This window comes from Planctomycetota bacterium, assembly GCA_021414025.1.
Classification (GTDB): Bacteria; Planctomycetota; Phycisphaerae; order Phycisphaerales; family SM1A02; genus SYAC01.
The window spans coordinates 262,815-284,950 of the sequence record JAIOPG010000004.1; the positions used below are offsets into that span (position 1 = coordinate 262,815).

At 67.4% G+C, this 22,136-nt stretch carries 18 protein-coding genes; 2 read left to right on the top strand and 16 right to left on the bottom strand.

What is annotated here, in order from left to right; translation table 11 throughout:
• Nucleotides 1-9: 9 nt before the first annotated feature.
• Nucleotides 10-531 carry a hypothetical protein gene (locus tag K8R92_05715; protein MCE9619385.1) on the bottom strand — a complete coding sequence of 174 codons (522 nt, stop codon included), beginning with the start codon at nucleotides 529-531 and terminating at the stop codon, nucleotides 10-12.
• 22 nt (nucleotides 532-553) lie between these two features.
• On the opposite strand from K8R92_05715, the gene K8R92_05720 reads away from it, so the two are divergent.
• Both K8R92_05720 and K8R92_05725 read left to right on the top strand, forming a co-directional pair.
• A complete protein-coding gene (locus tag K8R92_05720; protein MCE9619386.1) occupies nucleotides 554-4,435 on the top strand; it encodes a PQQ-like beta-propeller repeat protein in 3,882 nt (1,293 codons plus the stop codon).
• Nucleotides 4,436-4,501: 66 nt separating this feature from the next.
• Nucleotides 4,502-4,903 carry a hypothetical protein gene (locus tag K8R92_05725; protein ID MCE9619387.1) on the top strand — a complete coding sequence of 134 codons (402 nt, stop codon included), beginning with the start codon at nucleotides 4,502-4,504 and terminating at the stop codon, nucleotides 4,901-4,903.
• 6 nt (nucleotides 4,904-4,909) lie between these two features.
• Here K8R92_05725 and K8R92_05730 read toward each other — a convergent pair whose 3' ends face one another.
• The 15 genes from K8R92_05730 to K8R92_05800 all read right to left on the bottom strand — a co-directional run bounded on the left by K8R92_05730 (nucleotide 4,910) and on the right by K8R92_05800 (nucleotide 22,129).
• Entirely contained in the window at nucleotides 4,910-6,088 is a 1,179-nt protein-coding gene (locus K8R92_05730) for a hypothetical protein (protein ID MCE9619388.1), read from the bottom strand.
• 100 nt (nucleotides 6,089-6,188) lie between these two features.
• Nucleotides 6,189-9,224: a hypothetical protein gene (locus K8R92_05735; protein MCE9619389.1), complete on the bottom strand. Its 3,036-nt coding sequence runs from the start codon at nucleotides 9,222-9,224 to the stop codon at nucleotides 6,189-6,191.
• A gap of 131 nt (nucleotides 9,225-9,355) precedes the next feature.
• Entirely contained in the window at nucleotides 9,356-9,529 is a 174-nt protein-coding gene (locus K8R92_05740) for a hypothetical protein (protein MCE9619390.1), read from the bottom strand.
• Between the two features lie 49 nt (nucleotides 9,530-9,578).
• Entirely contained in the window at nucleotides 9,579-10,499 is a 921-nt protein-coding gene (locus K8R92_05745) for a hypothetical protein (protein ID MCE9619391.1), read from the bottom strand.
• Nucleotides 10,499-11,116 carry a hypothetical protein gene (locus K8R92_05750; GenBank protein MCE9619392.1) on the bottom strand — a complete coding sequence of 206 codons (618 nt, stop codon included), beginning with the start codon at nucleotides 11,114-11,116 and terminating at the stop codon, nucleotides 10,499-10,501. Before K8R92_05750 ends, K8R92_05745 begins: the two co-directional genes overlap by 1 nt.
• A complete protein-coding gene (locus tag K8R92_05755) occupies nucleotides 11,113-13,059 on the bottom strand; it encodes a hypothetical protein (GenBank protein MCE9619393.1) in 1,947 nt (648 codons plus the stop codon). Before K8R92_05755 ends, K8R92_05750 begins: the two co-directional genes overlap by 4 nt.
• Nucleotides 13,056-14,468, bottom strand: coding sequence for a general secretion pathway protein GspK (locus tag K8R92_05760; protein ID MCE9619394.1), 1,413 nt, complete (start codon nucleotides 14,466-14,468; stop codon nucleotides 13,056-13,058). The genes K8R92_05755 and K8R92_05760 overlap by 4 nt, the downstream gene beginning before the upstream one ends.
• Nucleotides 14,465-15,433 (bottom strand): prepilin-type N-terminal cleavage/methylation domain-containing protein, encoded by a 969-nt coding sequence (locus K8R92_05765; protein MCE9619395.1) that lies wholly within the window; start codon nucleotides 15,431-15,433, stop codon nucleotides 14,465-14,467. Before K8R92_05765 ends, K8R92_05760 begins: the two co-directional genes overlap by 4 nt.
• The gene (locus K8R92_05770) at nucleotides 15,423-15,893 is read right to left on the bottom strand and encodes a hypothetical protein (GenBank protein MCE9619396.1); all 471 of its coding nucleotides are present in this window, start codon (nucleotides 15,891-15,893) and stop codon (nucleotides 15,423-15,425) included. The genes K8R92_05765 and K8R92_05770 overlap by 11 nt, the downstream gene beginning before the upstream one ends.
• Nucleotides 15,887-16,444, bottom strand: a complete 558-nt coding sequence (locus K8R92_05775) for a type II secretion system GspH family protein (GenBank protein MCE9619397.1) — start codon at nucleotides 16,442-16,444, stop codon at nucleotides 15,887-15,889. The genes K8R92_05770 and K8R92_05775 overlap by 7 nt, the downstream gene beginning before the upstream one ends.
• Before the next feature lie 13 nt (nucleotides 16,445-16,457).
• Nucleotides 16,458-16,889, bottom strand: coding sequence for a type II secretion system protein GspG (locus K8R92_05780; protein MCE9619398.1), 432 nt, complete (start codon nucleotides 16,887-16,889; stop codon nucleotides 16,458-16,460).
• A 142-nt stretch (nucleotides 16,890-17,031) separates the two neighbouring features.
• Nucleotides 17,032-18,321 (bottom strand): type II secretion system F family protein, encoded by a 1,290-nt coding sequence (locus K8R92_05785; GenBank protein MCE9619399.1) that lies wholly within the window; start codon nucleotides 18,319-18,321, stop codon nucleotides 17,032-17,034.
• A 3-nt stretch (nucleotides 18,322-18,324) separates the two neighbouring features.
• Entirely contained in the window at nucleotides 18,325-19,902 is a 1,578-nt protein-coding gene (locus K8R92_05790) for a GspE/PulE family protein (protein ID MCE9619400.1), read from the bottom strand.
• Between the two features lie 61 nt (nucleotides 19,903-19,963).
• Entirely contained in the window at nucleotides 19,964-21,295 is a 1,332-nt protein-coding gene (locus K8R92_05795; GenBank protein MCE9619401.1) for a hypothetical protein, read from the bottom strand.
• A 138-nt stretch (nucleotides 21,296-21,433) separates the two neighbouring features.
• Nucleotides 21,434-22,129 (bottom strand): CoA transferase subunit A, encoded by a 696-nt coding sequence (locus tag K8R92_05800; GenBank protein ID MCE9619402.1) that lies wholly within the window; start codon nucleotides 22,127-22,129, stop codon nucleotides 21,434-21,436.
• Nucleotides 22,130-22,136 lie beyond the last annotated feature (7 nt).

The following is a 22,136-nucleotide window of genomic DNA, read 5'->3' on the forward strand; positions in this document are numbered from 1 at the left end:
GGCTGGTGCTTAACCGGCGCTGGGGATGGAGCCGCCCGAGCCCATCCCGCTGCCGGAGGATGAGAACGACGTTGAGGGGCGGTTCAGGCCCAGGTCATAGAGCAGCTGGCTGAAGCGGCTGGTTTCAAGATATTGCACCGAGCCGCTGACGCTCCAGGGGGAATCCGGCCCCGGCCGGCTCTTGACCGGCACGACCGCGGGGATGGCGGTGATCAGGCGGCTTTCCGGCGGGATTGTGACCGCGGCGACCCATTCACCCGAATAGACGCTCTCGTTGCGGACCCGGATGGAGTAGCTCCAGGTGTCGATGCGGATCGGCACCTTGGTCGGATTGCTCATTTGCAGTCGGATCGCCACTTCGTTGGAGTTGGTGCCGACCTCGACCACGTCAACCCCGGTCACCGAGATGCCTGGCGGGGTGGTGCAGGCCGTCAGCAGCGCAGCGGCGCACGCGATCGAGGCGGCCATCCAACGCTGGAAAAAGCGGGGAAAGGTTCGCGAATCGGCTTGGGGGCGGATGCACTCCGGCATGGTTGCAATGTATCGTTCAGGCGTGAAACGCGTCGCGACCGGACCCCGACTCCTTCGCATGACCGCGCCGGCCCTGCTGGCGGCGGTTCTCCTGGCGCCGATCGCACGGGCACAGGAATCGGCGCCGGTCACGATCGACGCCAGTCCCACCGGGGCGGAATTGCTGCGCCGGGCCCGCGAATCCGCCGCTGCCAATCCGGTCGAGAGCGCCCGGGCGCTGCAGGAGGCGGTGGACCGCTTCTCGCGCAAGCTGGTGCCCTGGGACGATTCGACCGATCGCTACCAGAACACCGCCGACGCCGCGGAGCGCTTCCTGCTCTCCAATGCACAGGTGCGCGAGAGCTGGCTGCGCGAGGAATCCGCCGCGGCCCAGCGTCAGCTCGACCAGGGTGACGCGCAGCAGGTCGCCGAGTTGCGGGCACTGACGCCGGCGGGGCTGCAGGCCATGATGCTCCTGGCCCAACAGGCGCTGGACGAGGGTCGCGTCTCCTCGGCGCGGCGCTGGATCGACAAGTCGCTGCGCCATCCCTCGCTCGATCCGGCGAAGAAGAAACTTCTTGAAAACGCACGGCGCAGCATCGAGGCCCCGGCGCCGGCCGCCGCCGCGCCGCCGGCACGCGAAGCCTCGGCTGAAGCCACCACGGTCGCGCAGTGGCGGCCCCTCTGGAGTGCGTGGCTTCCCGAGGCCTGGCTCAATCGGCATGTCGCCGAGGCGGACCCGCAGGCGCTGGCGCTGGCCACGCGCGACGCCGCGGCCACCGGCACGGCCCTGCTGGCGACAGCCCGCTTCTCCGGCGACGGCGTGCTGATCGCCGACGGCGTCACGGTGCGCCTGCTCGACCGGCACTCGGGGCTGGAGCGTTGGCAACATTCGATCGGCTCCCCCGAAGACCAGGCCAAGCTGGTGCCCAGCGACCTGGCCGTCGCGGTGCCGGCGGGGGATCTGGTAATCACGCTGCCGGGCCACGCGCTGCTGGAGCAGCGCTCCGGTCTGCCCCGCGTGACGGCCCTCTCGCTGCTCAACGGCGCGCGGCAGTGGGACGTGCACTTCGACCGGTTGGGCCGCACGGAATTCGACGAGCTCTTTCCCCACGGCGAGCCGCTGGTCTTTGACGACGTGGTCGTGGTGCAGGCGCGCAAGAGCAACTCGCGCCTTGAAAGCGCCGCATGGTTGATCGCCCTGGACCGCGCCACCGGCGCGCTGCGATGGGCCAACTCGCTTGGCGCCGCCGGCGGAGTCCGCCTGGCCGTCTCGCGGCCGCTCAGTTCCCCCTCGCAGTTCGAAGGGGACGTGATCGCCGCCACCAGCCTGGGCGTGGTGGCGCGGATCGACGCCTCCAACGGCCATGTCCTCTGGCTGCGGCGCTGGAGCGCCCCGCTGCGCGAGCCGCGCACTTCAAACCCCGCCTGGCAACTGCCCTCGCCGGTGGTCGCCAACGACCGCGTCTACTGGATCCAGCCCGACCAGAACACGCTGGTCTGCCTCTCCGCGGCGGATGGCTCGGAGATCTGGTCGGCGATGCTGGGCGTGAACGAGCAGCTTCCGGCGGCGCGCTCGCTGCTGGCGGACGCGCAGCGCCTCTATCTGCTGAGCGAGGACGTGGTCGCGGTGGACATCGCCGATCCGCGCCGCGCGATCTGGAAATTGTCGGAGCAATTGAAGGAGCCGGTCACGGTGCGCGGGGAGAGCTCGCTCGGCGCCGATCGCAACGGACGGCCGCTGCTGGCGGTTCCATTGGCGGGTCGCGCCGTGCTGCTGGATCCCGAGACCGGACGCTTGGTGGGCGAGCTGCCCCTGGAAGCAGGAGGCAATCTCTCCCTGCGCGAGGGCCAGCTCGCCACGGTCGACGCGCAGCGGGTCACGCTTTCAATGGAGGCCGCGGAGGGCGAGCGCCTGCTGCGGGCGCGGCTGGCCCTGAATCCCGGCGATCCGCGCAGCGGTCTGGCGCTCTTCGAGCTGGGTCGCACCTGGGGACGATCGGCGCTGATGCTCGACGGCGCCACCGCCATGTCCGCGGCGATCAACAAGGATGAAAGCCCGTCCGGCGCCCTGCGCGACGAGCTGCTGCGCAGGCTGCTGGAGGTGCTGGGCATGAAGGAGATCGACCTGGACACGCAGTCGAAGCTCCTGGCCATCGCCCGGAGCACGGCGCGCACATCGACACAGCGGGCGGCGCTGGCCCTGCGCATGGGAGACTTGGCGGCCGAGCAGGGGAAGTTGGAAGAGGCGCTGGATCAGTGGATTTCCCTGCTGGAATCGAAAGAGATGCGCGACGAGCTGGTGGGCGACGATCCGCGGCGGACCTCGGCGCGGGTGGCGGCGCTGGAGCGCGTGGTGGCGCGCCCGCTGACCGCCGTCATGGCGCCGCGTCGGCGCGCCGCCGAGAAGGCCCGCGCCGAGATGCGCGAGTGCGGCGATCTGGCCCTGGTTCACGCCGCGCATGTCGCCGCACTGCTGGCGGGCGCCCCCGGCGAAGCGGGTGCGGTGCTCCAGGAGGCGGAGCAGCTGGCCCGCAGCCGCGGCCTTGTGAATGCCGCTCAAATCTGCAAGGCGATGCGCACCAACGATCCGCCGGGGACGCGCTGGCCCGGCGAGGCGGGCGCGGGCCCGCTGCCGAAGCTGGGCTCCGCCGAGCCCCGCGCGACCACGCTGGTCGGCCGCCTGCTTTCCATGTCCGCGGAGGCCCAGGACGAGCGGCCGCGCACCTCCATGCTCTTCGCCGAGCCCGCCTCGCTGCTGCTGCGCGGCGGCGACGACCTGGGCATCATCTGGCGGAGCAACTTCGGCGACCGCGATCCCTCGGTGATGGCCATGTCGCCCGGCATCGTGCTCTGGTGCCCGCAATCCCGCGACGATGGCGCGCTGCTGGCGCTGAACCCCAAGGATGGTGCCACGGTGTGGAGATTGGATTCGGTTCAGACGCTGTTCCAGCCGGAGCGGATCGCGTCGATGGGACTGGCCACCGCCAACGACCGGGCGGACGCCGCGGCGCTCGCCTGCCTGCGCGCCGGACCGGTCTGCGCCCTGATCCGCAACGACGGCGAAGTGGTCGGCGTCTCCAATGCCACGGGCGCGGTCCAGTGGTCCTTCGCCTCCGCGATCCACGCGATCGACTGGCAGGAATCCTCGCCGAGCCTGGTGGTGATCGCCGGGCGCGAGACGGCCACCAGCGAGGAACTCACCAGCAATCCGAACCTGATCCAGGCGATCGACGCCGCCAAGGGCGCTGTTTCGGCCCAGCGCGTCCTGCCCAAGGAATGGGGACGGGTGCGCTGGTTGCAGATCCTTCCGGACTGCCTGCTGGTGGCGACCGATGAAATGGTGGCGGCGCTCGAGCTCGAGAGCGGCCTGCCCACGCGCTGGACGCAGCTGGACCGGCGCTACAAGGACTCGCCGCCGGCGCAGGTTGCGGGCTCCTGGTGCCTGCTGCGCGAGCGATCCGGAAATGTCGTCGCCCTGAGCATGGCCACCGGGCGCGCCAGCGCGATGCCCTTCGTGGTTCCCTCGGGCGGCGAGGGAGAGTCGGGCCGCATCTCGGTGCAGCCTTATCGAAACCAGTGGCTCGTGCAGCGCATGCAGCGGATGAGCCTGCACGCCGACGATGGATCCCTGCAGGGAGCCGACGCGGTCGCGGTGGACCGTCGCTACGAGAACGCGGTGATCGGCGACAACGCGGTGTTCGTCATCGACGGCACCCGTCCCGATCTCTTCGCCGAGCCCGGCGGCGGTCCGGAGTTTCTGCTGCGCGAGTTCCGCCCCTCCGACGGACTTCGCTCCATCGGCGCGCCGGTCGCCGTGCGGACCACGGTCGGTCGGATCGCCCGTGCCGAGGCCATCGACGGATGGATCTTCCTCGGCGGGGATGACCGAACCATCGCGATTCCGGCACCTTTGCCCCATTGACAAACCGCCCGTTCTCATGGATAAACCCTGTTGACTTTCAACCACCAAGGGACCCGCGCCGCGACCATGAACACGCTCGACCATGATCTTCTGAAATTGCTGCTCGCACGCGCAACGGCGGCGCCGGCCATGGTCGGTCCCGACGACGACGAGGACATCGACCCCTTCGAGGATGACGACGACGACTTCGCCGAGGAGGATGATTTCGGCAACGAGGACGTTGAAGTCGAGGAGAAGGAGGAGGTCGAGGAGGACGACGATCTCGACGACGACGAGGACGAGGAGGACGAGATTGTCGTCGAGGAAGAGAAGGACGACGCCGAGGAGGAGGAGGACGACCTCGAAGACGATGACGACCTCGAAGACGAGGAAGAGGACGACGACGAGGATGAGGACGACGATGACGACGAGGACCTCGACGACGATGACGACGAGGATGAGGAAGAGGACGAAGACGAGGAAGTCTGACCCGGCTCAGTCCAGGCGCAGGGCCGCGATTCGGCAGGTTCCCGCCCCGGGCAGCAGCAGAATCACTCGTCCGGGGTTGCTTCCCGGGCCGCTGGGCGACCGGGCGAGCCAGGGCTCCTGAATCACCGTCACCGGGCCGCGAACCGGATCCACCGGCAGTGAAAGCGTGGCCAGGCGGTCCTTGAACGAAACCAGAAGCTGCTTGTCGCCGTTGGAGGTCGCCGAAAGGGTTCCCAGCGGAAGGGGCGTGAGCGTGTCCGTCCGTGGCTGCCAGATCGCCATGCGCCCCAGGTCGGGATGGAAGAACATCAGCGATCCATCCGCCCGCACCGCGCGGTCCGGCGGGATCGAGCTGAAGCACTGGTAGGCCAGTCGCTCCGAGCCGCGCATGGAGAGGCTCCGGCGGATGATCGCCGGCCGCGACTCTTCCGTCTTCATCGTCTGGCCCGGTCGCAGCGGCAGGTAGGCCAGTTCCAGCGTGCCGTCGCGCAGTCGCATCGCGAAAATGCCGTCCGGCGCCACGATCGGAAGCATCCAGCTTTCCTCCGGTTTGCGCGGCCATTCAAACCTTCCCTCGGGGCGCTCCACGATCACGGTGAACTCGCGCTCGCCAATGGCGCGGCGCGACCAGGCCAACTCGCCGCGCGGCCCGAGCGACGCGAAGGCGTTCACCGCGGAATCCTGCACCAGCCAGCGCGGGTCGCCGCCATCCCAGGGCAGCAGGCCGATCCATCGCGAGCCATCCTCCTGCGGGCTTTCCACCAGCACGCCCCGCGCGTCGCAGCCGCGGCCCAGCATGTAGGGGCCTTCCCAGGTGTGGGCGGCCTCGGACTCCTCGATGCCGCGCACCGAGACAATGCCATGAACCGCCGGGGGCGCCTCGGGGGCCGCCGTGAGCATCGGCCAGTTGAAGTTGGATTGCCGCTGCCAGGCCAGTTGCATGCCATCCGCGCTGGGCAGGGGCAGCTGGAATCCGTCGGTCGCCAGCGAGGGCAGGGGCTCGATGCGAAATCGCAGCGAGGTGTCCCGCGTCACCGCGCCGGAATCGTTGCGGACCACCTGGTCGCTGCCGCCCTCGTTCACCACCAGGCGGCTGGGGCCCAGCGGCGTCACCTGCTTCACGCATGCCGCCAGGCTCAAGGCCAGTGCCAGGCGCGCAATGGGATGGGCGGGGTTTCGTCTCATGCGTCAATTCCTGGGACGGGCAAAAGTGTACGACACCGGCAGGGCGGATTCGCAGGCGAAATCTTGAATGTGGAAAGCGAGTCCGCGCGTCGGGCGCCGGTCACTCGGGCTTGGGCGGAAGCGGCTCCTGCGTCTTCTGCGGGATCATCTCGTGCATCTTCGGAGCGGGCGGCAGCGGCGTGTTGACTTGCTCAAGCGGCTCGTTGGTTGGATTCGGCTTCTGCGGATCCTTCGAGCCTTTCTTCTCATCGAGCCGCTTCACCATTTCCTCCAGCTTGCTGTCCAGCGGCTTCTCCAGCGCCCGCAGTCGCTCGATTTCCATGACATTGAAGTTGGTGTCGTTCTCGTCCGGATTGTCGACGACCAGCGGCGTGACGAAAAGCACGAGCTCGGTCGCCGCGTCCACCTTCTCGGTCGAGGAGAAGACCCAGTCCAGCACCGGAATGTCGCCAAGGATCGGCACCTTGGTCTTCACCTTGTTCTCGGTTTCCTTGCGGATGCCGCTGATGACGATGGTCTGCCCGTTCTTGATCACGACTGAGGTGTTGGTCTGACGACGCTTGATGGTCGGATTGGAACCCGGGGCCGTCACTGTCGTGGGGGTGGTGTCCACATTGCTCAGCAGGATCTCGATCTGCATCGCGACATTCAGGTCCTTGGTGATGCGCGGCCGCACATTCAGTCCGATGCCGACGGCGATCTGGTCGAAGCTCGCGGTGGTGCCGCCGCCCGTGGTGCCACCCGTCGTCTGGCCGGTCTGGAAGGGCACATCCTGCCCGTCGAAGAACTTCGCCTCCTGGTTGTCGCTGGTGAAAACGCGCGGCTGCTGCAGGATGCGGACCTGGGTCTGCTCCTCGAGGGCCTGCAGGATCACAGTCGCGTCCACGCCGAAGGCCAGCACGCTTGAAGTCAGGTCGCCGATGAAGTCACCGGTGCGCGAGCCTTCGTAGATCGGGGTCGTGCCCTGCCCGTTGACCACGATGGCGTTGGCGCCGGTCAGCGGCTGAATGGTGCCGCGCTGCCCGAACTTCAAGCCGAAGGCGAACTGGTCTCCGAGCTGGACCTCGGCGAGGACGCAGCTGATCATGACCTGACGCCCGGGTTTGTCGAGCTTCTCGATGATGTCCATCATCGCCTGCTGGATTTCCGGCGCCGCCAGCACCAACACGCTGTTCTGCCCGGCGTTGGGCACGACGCGGGTCTTGCCCACCAGGGCGCTGACCTCGGTGGCCGTGTCGCCGGCTCCCCGAGCGGATTGCCAGGGGAACTTGATTTCGTTCGAGGTGCCGCTGGTCGAGCCGTTGCTGGTGACACCGGTGGGCTGGCTCGTCGAGGAGGATCCGGTCGTGGTGCCGCCCGCGGCGCCGCTGAAGTCGATGCCGGTCAGGCCTTCGTTGGGCGCCTTGATGCCGGTGCCGCTGCCGGCCTCGGCCAGCAGGGCGTTGAGGATCTCGGCCACCTGCACGGCGTTGGCGTGCTTCAATTCCACGCTGATGGGCAGGCCCGCCTGCAGCGGCTGGTCAATGTCCTGAATCAGTTTGTCCAGCCAGACGAAATTGTCCGGAGTCTTGGTGACGACCAGCAGGCGGCCCGAGTCCGGATAGGCCTCGATGCGGAAGACGTTGGAGACCGCGACGTCGGCGCCGGTGGAGTCGCCGCCGCCCGCGCCTTGCCGCGCGCCGCCGGCGTTGTTCCGGTTGGCTCCGCCCGCCGCGCCCGCCGCGCCGGAGAAGGGGCGCCGCGTCGTGCTGCTGCCGCCGCCGCCGGATTCCAGCAGCGCCTGCAGCATGTCCTTCACCTTGATCGGATCGGTGTACTTCAGGTCATACAACCGGAAGGGTTGGCCGTCCTTCGTAATCGGCACGTCCCACGCGGTGGTGATCAGGCGGCGGATTTCCTGCAGGATCTCCGGCTCGGCGCGGATCGTGAGCGAGTTCATGGTGGGGAGCACGGTGACGACCAGTTGCTCGCTGGTGCCGGGAATCAGGCCTTCGCCGCCGCTGCCGCTGGAGGAGCGGCGGGCCCCCGCGGGCTGCCCTGGTCGCTGCGGCTGGCCCTGCTGGCCGGGCTGCTGCGGCTGGGTATTGCCGCCGCCCACGGTCTTGGCCGCGAAGAGCTCCTGGATCAGCGTGGAGATCTGCGTCGCGTCGGCGTACTTCAGCTTGAAGGTCTCGGTGCGGACCTCGAGGTAGGCGGGCACGTCCAGCAGCGAAATCATCCGCTGCACGCGCTTGGCGAAGCCGATGTCGCTTTCCAAAATGAGCTGGTTGGAATTGTTGTCCACGCTGAACTGGACGTAGTCGGGCAGATTGCTCTGCAGCTGGTCGTAGACGTTCTGCGCCTTGGTGTTCTCGATCTTGAAGATCTTGAGGCAGATCGTGCCATCCTCGGCGAGCGCTGAAACGTCGATCTCCGGTCCGAGCACCGTGATCGGCTGCAGCTTGTTCATGTCGGTCAGCATGTCGATCATGACGACCTTGTCGGTCTCCACCACGCCGACCGCGTTCAGGCGGAAGGCCTGGAAGAGCAGGTCCAGCGCGTCCTGTCGGCTGACTTCCTTGTCCATGACCAGCGTGATCTTGCTGGCGGCGACCTGCTGCAGGCGGATCATCACCGCCTTGCCGGTGGTCTCGACGATGAAGGGGATCGTGTCCTCGATCTTCGTTTCCTTGAACGTCAGCTTGACCTTGTCGGTCGGACCCTGACGGCGTGCGCCGCGGATTTCCTTGGCGCCTTGCGAGAGGAGCGAGCCCTCGAGCTGGATCGTTCCGGCAGGCACCTCGTTGGGAACCGGCGCGATCTCGGTCGATTGAGCGCCGGTGGTCGAAGTTTCCTCGTGCGCCGCGGCGGGATCCGTTGGCGGCGCCGGAGTCGCGGTCGATGGTGTCGGTGCGGAAGTCTTGGAACCGGCGGCGGGCTGCGGCGTGGCGGCGGGGCGACGACCCGCATCCTGCGGAAGGATCACCGCCGAGTGAAACGCGACGGGCTTCTCAGCGATCGTCGCGGTCGGCTGCGGCGCCGGTTGCGGTCGCGCCGGTCGGTCATACGAGGACATCGCCAGCGCCGGCGCCACCACCGCCGCTGCAAGGAGCAGCACGGAGCGAATGGCGCGGAGTTGGATCGTGGATGGTCGCAAGGCTTTGGAAATCCGAGTCAAACAACTCTTTCGATATCGACCAAATGGTCACTTTTTGAGTGAAAAAACAGGGCTTGGTAGCGCCGAGGTCCGGCGTGGGAAAGGTACCAACCGAGACGCCGGTCAACGGTTCAGGGAGGTGGAGATTGCCCCTTTTTTAATTCATTTATGCGTTGCGCGAGTTGGGCGAGCTCGTTGTCCAGGCGCTCCTTCGTCGGGCCATCGAGGTCGGGATTGGTTTTGGCCTTCTCAATCGTCGCTTGGGGCGTGATGGCTGCGTTCAACGCCATGCCGTTGATCTGCATCAGTGGTGAATGGCGCCGGTGCGGCCATCTGCTTCGAGTCCCAACCCTTTTATTGAGCGGTACTTGGAGAGTTGGAAGCCGCCGAATCAGCGACGCTTGGCTGGGCCGGGACGGGGGGGTGCACCGGTGGAATCGGTTCGGGAACGGCCGGGGTATCGGCCGGTGGCGTGGCTGGTCCGACGCCGGGATCGGGTTGCGGTTGGTTGGCCGGCGCCGCACCGGGAACGGCGCTGGGAGGCGAGTCCGACGTTGATCCCGGAGGTGTGCCCGGGGGAGGCGCGGCGGCTCCATTGGCCCCATTTCGATTGGTGTTTCCCGGGTTTTTCGAGCCTGGTGCATTGCCCTTGCCCGTGGAGTCAAGGCCAGGATTCTTTTGCTTGGAGCCCGTCACAGGCGCCGTGGATTCGATGCCGGCGGTCCGCGCCGTCGACCACTTGCCGTTGAAGAACTCCTCCTTTTTCGTCGGCCAGATCGCCACGTCATACTCGCCGCCCTCGTGGCCGAGCTTCACGCTCCACGGTGCATTGGTGGCGATCACCTTGATGCCGTTGCTCTCCTCGCCGGTCTTGATCTGGAAACTGTCGAAGTAGACGATCGGTCCGAGCACCGCGATCGGTCTCTTGCCCGTGTATTCGGCGGGGATCGACGGGGGTGGCGGCTCGACGGGTTTCTCGATTTTCGGCGGCGGCGGCTTGGGCAGGGCTCGGACCGGCGGAGTCGGCATGAAGAAGGCGCTGCGTCCGTCGAAGCGGTCGCGGTCGAGCTTGGCCAGCTGCTCGTGCTTCTGCAGCGAGCCCTGCAGCGCCGAGGCGGGATCGATGTCCCCGCCGAAGACCAGCAGGGCGGAGAGCACGTTCAACACGCCGGCGAAGGCGATCCCTCCGGCGATGGCGACCAAGGCCAGCGCGGCCAAGAGACGAGGCGTCCAGTGGACGCCTTTGGGAGGATGAATCCAGGTCGGAAGGGGCATCAGCCGATCCCTCCACCGCTGGCGGACTTGCTCGGAACCACCCAGGCGTCCACCGTCATGTGCACGACCACCTTGCGCTCGGCCTCCTTGCGCTGCAGCCGGATGGAGGAGATCGATTCAATCGCCGGGTGCGACTCAATGTCAGCGACGATCTTGGAGAAAACCTCCGGCGAGCACTCGAACTGGAGCTCGCCGCTCACCTTCGACAGTTTGTCGCCGCCGGCGGACATGCCCGAGAGCCGGGTGCTTGCCCGCTGGGCGTCATAGCCGAAATTCGTGGTGGAATATTTCTTCACGATGCCCACGATCGCCTTGGCCATCGACTCGGCGCCCTCGGACTCGCTGCCGATGGGCTCGGCGGGGCCGAAGGTCTCCGGCCCGACGTTCGAGGCGGAGTCGTTGTTGGCGATCGTCTCCGCAGTGTCGCTCAGGATCTTCTGGATTCGGTCAGCCTGCTCGTTCCAGGATCGTGCCCAGCTCCAGCTCAGGGCGTCGACGGCGAAATAGGCGACCACGAGGGCCAGCAGGAGCACGCCCCAGCGGCCGGCGGGGGGCAGCGAGCGGATCTGCGCCAGCGTCGGATTGCGATCGAGGTTGAAGTCGAGCTTGAGATTCATTTCTTGCCCCTCAGGTGCTTGGTGAGTTTGTCAAACTCCTCCTTGAGCCGCTTCTTCGTCTCGTCGTCCACCTCGGCGCTTTGCCGCGCGATGGCCACGCGGCTGATCGCGGCCTGAGCCTCTTCCTTGCTCATGGCGTTGATCTCGGTGTCGCTCAGTGCCGGCGGGATGGGCGCCGCGACATTGGCGCTGTCGGGCGTGCGCTCGGAGCGCTTCGGAAGATCCGTGGGCCTTGCCGTCGAGGAGCGCGCGCCGCGGCTGCCCCGTCGCGTGCCCGAATCCGGTGCGGTCGCACTCTTGGCTTCGCCTTCGGGGGCGGCCTCCGCGCCGCCGCTCTCCGTCGCCGCGGTTCCCGATGGAAGGGCGGCGGGCTCCTCCTTCATCGGATCGGTCGAGGGGGCGTCGGCGGACGCAGCGCCATGGGTCGGCGCGGCGAGTTCCGTGGAAGCCGCGGGTTTCTCTTCGGATTTGGCGCTCGCATCCTCCGCGTCGTGGGCGGGCTTGGCGCCGGCGGGCGCCGGTCCATAGCGGCGCTCCGACAAAGTCTTGCGGGCGAAATCCTGCGTCTCCTTGTAATTGGGTCGCAGGGTCGGCTTGGTCACAGTCGCCGCCAGCGTGAATTTCGCCATTCCCTTGCCGTCGGGCGGCTCCAGCCGCTTGGTCATCTTGTCGAAAATTTTGCAGTCGCGCATCTGCCGCTCGAAGAGCAGCACCACTTCCATGCCCGACTGGCCATCGTGGCTCTTCGCCTGTCCGTGGATGGAGACGTTGCGATCCTGCGAGATGGTCAGGTCGTCCCACTCCACGCCCTCGGGCGTCACGTTGGCGATGTCGCCCAGCAGCTTGCCCATGGGCCAGGCGCGGCGCTCGAGATCCGAGTAGAGATCCAGCTGCTTTTGATAGGCCCGCAGCGAGCGCTCCTTGACATCCAGGTCGCCGACTTTCCAGTGCAGGAGCAGCAGCCGACCTCCCGCGAAGAGCGGCGGGGCCAGCACCAGCACCAGAAGGCAGAGCAGCACGGCCCGCACGAGCGACTGGGGCTCGGCGAGGCGGTTGAGCCATTCGCCCAGGCGCTTGGGCCGCTCGCCCATCGGCTGGGCGCGCAGCGACACCAGCGGCTTCTTCGGGCTGAACCAGATCAGGGCCGCCAGCGCCTTCAGGCCATGCTCGCGCCAGGCCGCGGCGTCGTTGAGTCCGTTCACGCGCTCCTCCAGCGCGGTGCGGTCGCCGAGGGTGCAGCCGAATCCGCCCTCGCCCGCCGCGGCGATCGCCTCGTCGAGCTGGGCGACCAGCGTCTCCGCCTGCGCCGCGTTCATGCCGCCGCGCAGCGCGCTCTCCACGACCGCCACGGTCGCGGCCTCGGGCCACTGCTCCGGGTCGATGCGCGTGCTGCGCACCGTCAGTCCCTGCGGCGTCCGCAATGCGAAGGAGAAAGCCGTGCGGTCCGGCGTGACGGTCACCAGCGGGCCGTCCGCGTATCCATCCATCGTCGCGGCCAGGATGGCCGAGTCGCCGGCGAAGAGCGGCTCTCCGTCCGGGGGCAGATCCCGCGCCAGCGAGGGGCCGGGATCGCTCGAGGGCCAGTCCACCACCACGCCGGTGCGTCCGCCATCGTCGGAGCGGAACGCCAGCACCAGGCTCGCCGTGCGCCAGGCGGGCACCGATCCCAGCTGCTGCGTCTCCGCCTGCAGCTGCAGGGCCGCCTGCAATTTGTCCTCGTCGGTGTCCGGCAGCTCGCAGGTGCGGCAGACCATCCGCGCCGGCTGCAGCACCGCGATCGTGGCGGCGGGGGATTTGAAGTTATTCGCCGCCTGGCTCGCGTCCCAGTCGCCCTCCATCACCACGCCGGCGGCGCTGCGGCGGAAGCGGATCGCCCGCTCGTCGCTCGCCGAAAGCGCGACCACGCAGTCCGGATCGATCTGGGCTCGGGTTCGACGCTTCATGGCTCGCGATACTCCAGGATCTTCACGGGGGATTCGGAACGATCGACTTGCACCACGATCTCGGCCTCGGCGCCCGAGCCTTCGGCCCGGCCTCGGCTGGAGATCAGGTAGACGGTGCTGGTCACATCGGCGACTTGTCCCAAAATCATGAGTTGCTCCTGCGTGGCACCGGACAAATCTACGATATCGGCAAGACTCACGAGCCCCTCCGCCTTGGAAATCCGCCGGCTCAGGATGGAGTCGGCAAAGCGGGTGTCCAGCTGCAGGATGTCGCGCAGCAGGCCGCGGCTGGCGGTGTTGAGGTTGACCTTGCCGGCGTTGGCCTGCGAGGTCCGCGAGTCCTCGAGGGAGCATTCGTTGAGCACCAGGCGCAGCTGCTTGTTGTCCAGATTCTTGATGGTGCTCGCGGTGGTCGCGGCGGCGCCGCTGCCGGCGGCGCGGCCGGCGCTGGAGCGCCCGGTCCGGTTGGCCGCGGTCCCGCCGGTGGCGCCCGCGTTGCGGGAGGCCGAAAGCTGCGAGAGCGGCGTGGCCAGGATGTTCGCCATCCGGGCGTTGTTGGTCTTCGCATAGGCCAGGATCGCCGCGGCCTGCGTCGCGTCGATGTTGGTGCGGGCCGACAGCTCTGCGGCCGTCGCCTTGCGCAGGTCCAGGCGGGGCTGCCCGCTCGCGGAGGTCGTCACCGGTCGCGTGGCCGCGGTGAGGTATTGCGACCATCCGGCGTCCAGCTTCCCATCCCCATTGTCGTCCGGCGCGCTGCGCTTGTTGTCGTCCTCGTTGGGGTCGAGCCGTCCGTTCAGATTCCAGTCTTCGCCGCGGACGTATTGCGGCCAGGCGCCGGCGACCAGCTCCAGCTCCGCGATGGAATGGAAATTTCCGTTGCGCGGCTCGTAGCCCAGCCCGCGGTTGCGGTAGTACTCCGCCTCGGCGCCGAGCTGCTGGGGATCGTTGTCGGCGTCGCGCCAGTCGTAGATGGAATCCACCACGTCCTGGGTGATGCTGGGCAGGGCGAGCAGCTGCGTGCGCGTCGCCACGTTGATGTTCAGCTTTGAGTTTTCGTCCAGCGGACCGGCCCACTCCTGTCCGTCGATGAAGTGGCGGATGTCCCAGGTCCCGGTCTCCACCGAGCCGAAGGCGTTGCTCTCCAGGTCGCGGGTAAGAGCCAGTGCGTCGTCGGGATCGGGATTCTTGTTGTGCCACTCCATGATCGCGATCATGGTCTCGACGCCGGCGCGGGCGGCCCAGCGGGCCTGCACCCGCGAGATCGACTCCCGTCCGATCGTGGCCTCGCGGAAGGCGATGACCTGCGTGGCGGCGACCACGATGGCGGCGATGGCAATCGCCCAGATCACCGTGATGGTCACCACGCCTCGGCGCCCGCCGGCGAACGGAATGATCCGGGCCGCGCTCATGAGGGACCTCCGGGGCGGTTGCCGCCGCCGCTTGGGGGAGGGCCGCCGCGACCGCCGGTGGAGGGACCGCCGGGAGGCATTTTGCCGCGATTTCCGCCGGTTCCCTGGCCGCCGCCGCCGGTGGGAATGCGTCCGCCTCCCGATGGATTCATGCCGCTGTTGATCATTCCGGCGCCGGATCCGCCGCTGGAAGTTCCGCCCGTGCTCGCGCCTCCGCCGACGGCGTCAGTGCCGCCGGCGCCTCCGCCCTGCGCCGCGGCCTCGGCGGCGGCATTGGCCGCGAGTGTCGCCTCGTCCAACTTGGGCGCCGCGACGCGATCGATGGGTATCTCGGTCCGCATGACGGTGATGGCGCGCGGATCCTCGTAGGCGTCCTCGCCGGGTCGCACGCCGCTGGCCGTGACGGTGGCCCGGATGGAGATCGGCAGGCCGTCGATGTCGCTGTCCCACTCCTGAACCCAGCTCGATCCGTCGTAGGCCTCGAAGCGCACGGCGATCACGCCATCGCCGACGGGCTCGGCGATGCCGCCCGCGTCCTCGTACTCGTCGGGCACCGCGTCGCGCCGGCGCCACAGTGCGGATCCGTCGCGGTCATCCTCGATGCGGTATTGCGTCTCGTACTCCTCGCCCTCGCCCGAGTAGTCGATGGAGCGGATGGGCCGAAGCCGCGTGGCGAACATGAGCAGCTGGTCGCGGTCCAGTTCGCCCATCGGCGTCCGGGTGACTTCGGGGGCCAGCCGCAGGCGTGTGTCGAAGAGATCGTCGCTGCGGAGCACGCTCTGCACGTCGCGGCGGATGTTCTCCAGCGCGTCGGTGGCGCGGCGCGAGGCGGTCATGCGGATGCGCGAGGCGTCGCGGGCCCGGCCCAGCTGGCTCAGCGAGCTCGCCACGGCGCCGGAAATGATCGCGGCGATGATGATCGCGACGACCAGCTCGATGATGGTGAATCCGCGCCTAGCCGCCATTGGCCGCCTCGTGTTTCTTCTCGAACCGTTCCTTGCGGTCGATCGGCTGCTCCGGCTTGCGGGTCGGCGGTGTCTGCACGTCGCGCGGCGCGACCTTGGTGGCGCAGCGGTGCTTGACGCCGTGGGTGTCGGTCACGGTCGCCATCACGTCCCACGCGTCCCCCTCGCCCGTGGAGGTGATGTCGATGGAGAAGCTCCATTCGTTCCAGGGGGCTTCGCAGCGGCCCTCGATGGGACGGCGGCGGGCGAACTGGACCGGCCCCTCGGCGAGCACCTGCCCAAGCAATTCATCCAGCAGCGCCGAAGCCTGGGCCTCATGCTCGCCGCGCTGCAGCATGACCAGGCTGCGTTGCGAAAGCGTGATCACCGCCGCCAGCCCCAGGGCCAGCAGCACGCCGCCGAGAATGGCGTCCAGCAGGGCGAAACCGCGGCGGACGGGATGGGAAGCGCGGCTCACCATGGCTCGCGGCTCATTCCCCGCGCGTCGAGATCGCGCATGGTGCGCTGGTCCTCCACGATGCGTCCATTGTCCACTCGGATCGGCATCGCGGCGCCGGGCTCCAGCACCAGCGAGGTGTCGAGGCCGTCGGCGATGACGCGCATCTCGATGCGCGGACGGTTGCCCGAAGGGGAACCGACGATGCGCCATTCGGATCCGCCGATGCGCATGCCATCGGCCAGCACGTCGGCCAGCTCGACGCTCTCCGGCATGCGGACCGGCTGCACGTAGCGGTCGGGCACCCACTCGGCGGGATCCGCCGGCCGGGCCGGGTTGGGCTCGAGCGTCCAGAGCTCGATCGCGTTGGAGTCGGGGTTCATGTAGATCGCGCATTGCTGCGAGCCGGCGTTGTCGCGCCACGCGAAGAGGCTGAGCAATTCCGAAAGGCGCTCGATGGCCACGTCGGCCTGTCCCTTGGAGAGGCCCCGGAGCCTGGGGATCACCGCCGCGGAGACCACCGCCAGGATCGCGATCACCACAATGAGCTCGATCAACGTGAAGGCGCGGCGCATGGGCACCGCCTTTTTACGGCGCTCCGTTGATGATGTCTTTGGCCTGTCCCTCGCCGCCGGGCTGCCCGTCGGAGCCGTAGCACACGACGTCGAAATCTTTGTTGTAGGTCGGCGGGAAGACCAGGACGTACTGGTGCTTCCAGGGATCGATCAGCTGGTTGGCGTTGCTCAGCAGGGCGTCGTCGCCCTCGCAGAGCTTGGTGAGCTCGAAGTCGTCGGTGACGTGGCTCATGCCGTTCTGAACCATGTACAGGCGCACGTTCTGGGCCAGCGTGTTCACGTCGGCCTTTGCCTTGTTGACCTTGGCGTTGCCCAGCAAGCTCATCACGTTGGGGACGATCAGCATGGAGAGGAGCGCCACGATGGTGACGGCGATGATCACTTCAAGCAGGGTGAAACCGCGGCGTGCTTGACGGAGAGGGCGATGGAGGGCTTGGGGTTTCATGAGGGTCTCTTCGGTGTGTTCCAGATAAGGAAGGGGCTCTTCCCAACGTTGGCCGGGCGAATTTACTGCCCATTGGAGTGAAAGTTCTTCCCGCTTCGACGGGAACAGTGGTCCCATAGCGTAGCCGCGGAGCGGCAAGAATTCAGCCTCCGAGGGCGGATTGCAACTGCAGCAGGGGCATCAAGATGCCCGCCAGCACGAAGCCGGCGATGATCGCCATGAAGACCAGCAGGATCGGAGGCAGGGCCTTGGTGAAGATCTTGATGCTGGTGTTCACCTGCCGGTCGAAGGCCGTGGCGGCGTGCAGCAGCATGCCTTCCAGCCGGCCCGACCGCTCGCCGATGTTGACGATCTGCACCAGCAGCGGGGGGAAGAATCCGCATCGCTCCAGCGGTTCCGCCAGCGACTGTCCGGTGGTGACCTTCTCCTCCACTTCGTCGATCGCCCTCATCAGGACGGCGTTGCCCAGCGTGTCCTTGGTGATCCGCAGCGACTGCAGGATGGGCAGGCCGGCGCTCACCAGCGTTCCCAGCGTCCGGGTGAAGCGGGCCACGGCGACATCCCTCAGCAGCTTGCCCAGCAGCGGCGTCCGCAGCAGTGCGTAGTCCTTCAGGCGCCGATGCTCATCGTCCTGAAGCCAGCGGCGGGCGCCGATGATGGCCCCAAAGACCAGCAGGATCACCAGCCACCACCAATGCTGCATGAACGAAGCGAAACCCAGCAGAATCCGCGTCGGCAGCGGCAGCACCATGCCGGGCTGCCCGACGATCGGGATCATCAGCTGCGGCAGGATCACGGTGACCAGCAGCGTGACGCTGGCCAGGATCAGCGCCGCCACGATCATCGGGTAGACGGTGGCGCCGATCAATTCGCGGCGCAATTCCACCGAGCGGTCGAGCAGGTCGGCCAGCTGGTGCAGCACCTCCGGCATGCGGCCGCTCGCGTCGGCGGCCCGCGCCATGCCGACGGTCATGTCGTCGAAGGGAATGCCGTAGGACTTCATGGCCTCGTAGAGCGGCTGGCCCGCCTCGACTTTTTCAATCAGCGTGTCCAGGATGACCGGCTGCGATTTGCCAGGAGCCTGCTTGCGCACGATCTTCAGCGCCTGCATCAGCGGTAGTCCCGCCTCGATCGCAGTGGCCAGCTCGCGGATCAGATTGGAGAGCTCGGAGCGGGTGAGGGTCGGCCGGCGCGGACCCAGCGTCATCCAGCGGGGCAGAGCGCTTTCGCCGGGCCTTGGCGTGGTTGAGGTTGATGTTCGCTGCGTTGAAATTCGCGAGGTGGAGACGACGATTTCATTCGATTCGACTTTGAGCGGGGTCAGGCCGCGGCTGCGCACCAGCCGGAGCGCGGCGGCGCGGTCCGTAGCCACCACCACGCCGCTGGATTCCAGTCCGCTTCGGTCAAGCCCGTCGTAGCGCCAGGAGGCCATCGATTAGGCCTCGTCCACGTCCTGGGTGGCGCGCATGACTTCCGCGATGGTGGTCTCGCCGCCGATCGCCTTCGCCATGCCGTCCTCGCGCATCGAAACGAATCCCGAGTCGACCAGTTGCCGAAGCTCCATGACGGATTGGTTCTCCGCGATCGCCGCCCGCAAGGAAGGATTCATCCGGACCAGCTCGAAGAAGCCGAGCCGGCCGCGGAATCCGCTGCCCGAGCAGGCCTCGCATCCGGCGCCGATCGTGACCATGCCGGCGAATTGCTCGAACTCCGCGGGCGAGATGCGCACGCGGTCGTCCTCGGACATCGCCACCTTCTGGGCGCAGGCCCGGCAGACCCGGCGGCCCAGCCGCTGCGCCAGCACGCCTTCGAGCACGCTGGCAATCAGGTAGGGCTCGGCGCCCATGTCGACGATGCGGCCCACGCTGGAGAGGGCGTCGTTGGTGTGCAGCGTGCTCAGGATCAAGTGTCCGGTCAGCGCGCTGCGGATGGCGATGTCGACGGTCTCGGCGTCGCGGATTTCACCCACCAGGATCACGTCGGGATCCTGGCGCAAAATGCTGCGCAGACCGCTGGCAAAGGTCAGGCCGCGTTTCGGGTTCACCGGAATCTGGTTGATGCCGGCGAGCTCGTATTCCACCGGGTCCTCGATGGTCAGGATTTTCTTGCGCGGGTCGTAAAGCTTGCTCAGCGCCGCGTAGAGCGTGGTGGTTTTTCCGCTGCCGGTTGGTCCCGTCACCAGCACGAGTCCGTGCGGCTTGGAGATCAGCTTGTCCATCATCTCCACCTGGTGCTGGTGCATGCCCAGGCTCTTCAGGTCCAGGGGCAGCGACGACTTGTCCAGGATGCGCATGACCACGCTCTCGCCGTAGATCGTGGGCACGGTGGAGACGCGGATGTCCACCTTGCGGCCTTCGAAGCGCAGCGTGATGTGGCCATCCTGCGGAACGTAGCGCTCCGCGATGTTCATCATGGACATGATCTTGATGCGTCCGATGATCGCGGGCTGCAGATGCTTGGGCGGACTCTGCTGCTCCACCAGCACGCCGTCGATGCGGTACTTGACCTTCAATTCGCCCTCGAAGGGCTCGATGTGAATGTCGCTGGTGCGCTTCTGGATGGCCTCGAGAATCAGCAGGTTGACCAGGTTGACCAGCGTGGGCTGCTCGGCCATGCGATGCACGTCGTCGGCCTGGATCGCGTCGAGATTCTGCTCGACTTCGCCGCTGCTTTCGCTGTTGCCTGCCAGGCTCTCCGCCATCCGCGCCGCGGTGACGCCGTAGGACTGCCGCATAAGCTCGCCGAAAGCCTCGGGCGCCACGCCGACCCGCTCGATCGGCATGTTGGCGATGGTGGCCGCCTCGTCCACCGCGTGCAGATCAAAGGGATCCGCCATCGCGGCGCGGAGCTTGCCTCCGGCGATCGACAACGGAACCACCCGCAGCCGCACGGCGATTTCGGAGGGAATCAGGCGGACCGCGTCGGCGTCGGAGGCGACGGGCTTCGCGAGCCAGGTGAATCCCGCGGCGGCGCAGCGCTCCTGGGGCGAGTTCGCGGCCGCGGCTCGCAGCATCGCGGCGACTCGTCCATTGGCATCACGACTGGGGACAACTTCGGGCACGGGTCGCGAGGGATTACTCCACGGTCTCCTGGTTCTTGGGTGCGGGATCGTCGCCCGCGGCAGGCGGAGCGGGGTCGGCGTTGCCTGGAGCGGCGGGTGCGGCCGGCGGATCTCCGGGTCCCTTGGGCTTGGGATGATGGTTGGCGCCCTCGTACATGCCCGGCGTGCTGGTTGGCGGCGGGGGACGCAAGCCGGGCACGCCGGCGGCGAGCCGTTCGGTCTGGTCCGGTGTCAGCAATTTCAGCACGCCTTCCCGAGTCTCCTGCACAATCCGGTTCTTCTCGTTGCGCAGGGGAACCATCGGATCCTGCGGAACGGCCGGCGCCTCGGTTCCATCCTTTGCGGCCTTCTTCGCGGCCACGGCGAGCGTCTTGCGCCGCGCCTTCTTCGGCTCCTCGGCCCGCGTGGTCTCGAGCATGCGCGATTGCAGCGAGGCCAGGGCGCCGCTCCATGCCGTCTGGGCGGCGTCGACTCCCTGTCGCTGCTCGGCGGTGAGATCGTTCAGGTTCAGCACCGCGGCGAAGAAGCTGGCCAGGGCGTCGGGCTGGAAAATTTCGCGGTAGCCCTGGGAGAGGGCGCGGGTCCGGAAGTCCTCGGCGTGCGGCGCCGGAAGGGACGCGGCGATTTTCTCGATCGACTCATCCTGGACCTGCCGCACCGCGACACGCACGGCCATGATCTGCTCCTGCAGGTCGGAGCCCGCGTTGGAGTTCATGGAGTCCATGGCGTCGGTGAACTTGGGCAGCAGCGCCGTGATCTTGGTGTCGCGGGCCTTGAGCGCGGCGTCCAGGGCCAGCTCATACTGGTCCAGGGCCGGCGCGGCGGTGGCGAGGACATCCGGCTGCAACTGCATCTGGCGGACGATCAGGACCAGGTCAACGCCCTCGCCCATCAAATCGGAATCTTCAAGAGAGCGGGTGCGCAGCACGGCGCGTTCGAACTTGGGCCAGCGCTCCTGCTGGGCATCCGAGAGCTGGCTCTTGATGCTGGCCATCAGATCGTCGAACATCCGCTCCTTCTCCGGCGCCCATGCCTCGATGGGTCCCAGCAGCGAGCGCATGTCCTTGGCGCCGCCCTTCTGCTTCTTGGCGGCATTGATCATTTTCTCGCGGATGGCGTCGGTGCCGGTCTTGAACGAGATCTGATAGTCCTCGAGCAGGCTCTGCACGATGGGGCGCTGCCAATCCTCAAGCTTGAGCGTCTCGACGATCATGGTCATGTCGCGGGGGAGCAGGTCGGGCTTGAAGGCCTCGGTGAATCCGGCCTTGCCGCCAAACTGTGCGGAGGCGGCGGGCGCGAGGGCGAGCAGCGAGAGGACAAGGAGGGCGGAACGCAGACGATTCATGGGGATCTCCATCGGAGGGGGTGGGTTCATCAACGAAAGAACAGGCATTCCCATTCGGGCAAAAGGCAATTTCTTGAACAATAAGTTCGTTCGTGCATCGCGACTTCGCCCATAATGTACGCCGAAAACGGGGTTCGCTCAGCCGGGGCTCACGGTTCGCTGCTCGATCCGCTTTTCGGATTTGGTGACCACGATCCGGTCGACGTAGATCCCGGGGGTGTGGATGCTTTCGGGGTCGAGTTCACCCGTTTCCACGAGAATCTCGACTTCGGCGACCGTCACCCGGCCGCACGACGCCACCATCGGGTTGAAATTACGGGCGGTTTTTCGATAGATCAGATTGCCGCTTCGATCCGCCTTCCAGGCCTTCACCAGGGAGAGGTCGGCGCGGATGCCGCGCTCCAGGACATGCAGTTCGCCGTCGAAGAGCTCGGTGGGCTTGCCTTCGGCGACGATGGTTCCCACGCCCGTCCGCGTGTAGAAGGCGGGGATGCCCGCGCCTCCGGCGCGCATGCGCTCCGCCAGCGTTCCCTGCGGACAGAACTCAAGCTCGAGCTCGCCGCTCATGAATTGCCGCTCGAACTCGGCATTTTCCCCCACATAGCTCGAGACCATCCGGCGGACCTGGCGCGTCTTCAGGAGCACGCCCAGCCCCCAGTCGTCGATGCCCGCGTTGTTGCTGACGCAGGTCAACTGCCGAGCCCCGGTGTCGCGCAGCGCAAGAATGAGCTGCTCTGGGATGCCGCACAGGCCGAAGCCGCCGACCGCGATTTTCATGCCGTCCTTCACCAGGCCCGCCAGGGCCAGCGCGGGAGTCTCGAAGACCTTGTTCATGGCGGGA

Coding starts and splice junctions, on each gene's coding strand:
- K8R92_05715 (MCE9619385.1), bottom strand. CDS start 531: ATGCCGGAGTGCATCCGCCCCCAAGCCGATTCGCGAACCTTTCCCCGC.
- K8R92_05725 (MCE9619387.1), top strand. CDS start 4,502: ATGAACACGCTCGACCATGATCTTCTGAAATTGCTGCTCGCACGCGCA.
- K8R92_05730 (MCE9619388.1), bottom strand. CDS start 6,088: ATGAGACGAAACCCCGCCCATCCCATTGCGCGCCTGGCACTGGCCTTG.
- K8R92_05740 (MCE9619390.1), bottom strand. CDS start 9,529: ATGCAGATCAACGGCATGGCGTTGAACGCAGCCATCACGCCCCAAGCG.
- K8R92_05745 (MCE9619391.1), bottom strand. CDS start 10,499: ATGCCCCTTCCGACCTGGATTCATCCTCCCAAAGGCGTCCACTGGACG.
- K8R92_05750 (MCE9619392.1), bottom strand. CDS start 11,116: ATGAATCTCAAGCTCGACTTCAACCTCGATCGCAATCCGACGCTGGCG.
- K8R92_05755 (MCE9619393.1), bottom strand. CDS start 13,059: ATGAAGCGTCGAACCCGAGCCCAGATCGATCCGGACTGCGTGGTCGCG.
- K8R92_05760 (MCE9619394.1), bottom strand. CDS start 14,468: ATGAGCGCGGCCCGGATCATTCCGTTCGCCGGCGGGCGCCGAGGCGTG.
- K8R92_05765 (MCE9619395.1), bottom strand. CDS start 15,433: ATGGCGGCTAGGCGCGGATTCACCATCATCGAGCTGGTCGTCGCGATC.
- K8R92_05770 (MCE9619396.1), bottom strand. CDS start 15,893: ATGGTGAGCCGCGCTTCCCATCCCGTCCGCCGCGGTTTCGCCCTGCTG.
- K8R92_05775 (MCE9619397.1), bottom strand. CDS start 16,444: ATGCGCCGCGCCTTCACGTTGATCGAGCTCATTGTGGTGATCGCGATC.
- K8R92_05780 (MCE9619398.1), bottom strand. CDS start 16,889: ATGAAACCCCAAGCCCTCCATCGCCCTCTCCGTCAAGCACGCCGCGGT.
- K8R92_05785 (MCE9619399.1), bottom strand. CDS start 18,321: ATGGCCTCCTGGCGCTACGACGGGCTTGACCGAAGCGGACTGGAATCC.
- K8R92_05790 (MCE9619400.1), bottom strand. CDS start 19,902: ATGCTGCGAGCCGCGGCCGCGAACTCGCCCCAGGAGCGCTGCGCCGCC.
- K8R92_05795 (MCE9619401.1), bottom strand. CDS start 21,295: ATGAATCGTCTGCGTTCCGCCCTCCTTGTCCTCTCGCTGCTCGCCCTC.
- K8R92_05800 (MCE9619402.1), bottom strand. CDS start 22,129: ATGAACAAGGTCTTCGAGACTCCCGCGCTGGCCCTGGCGGGCCTGGTG.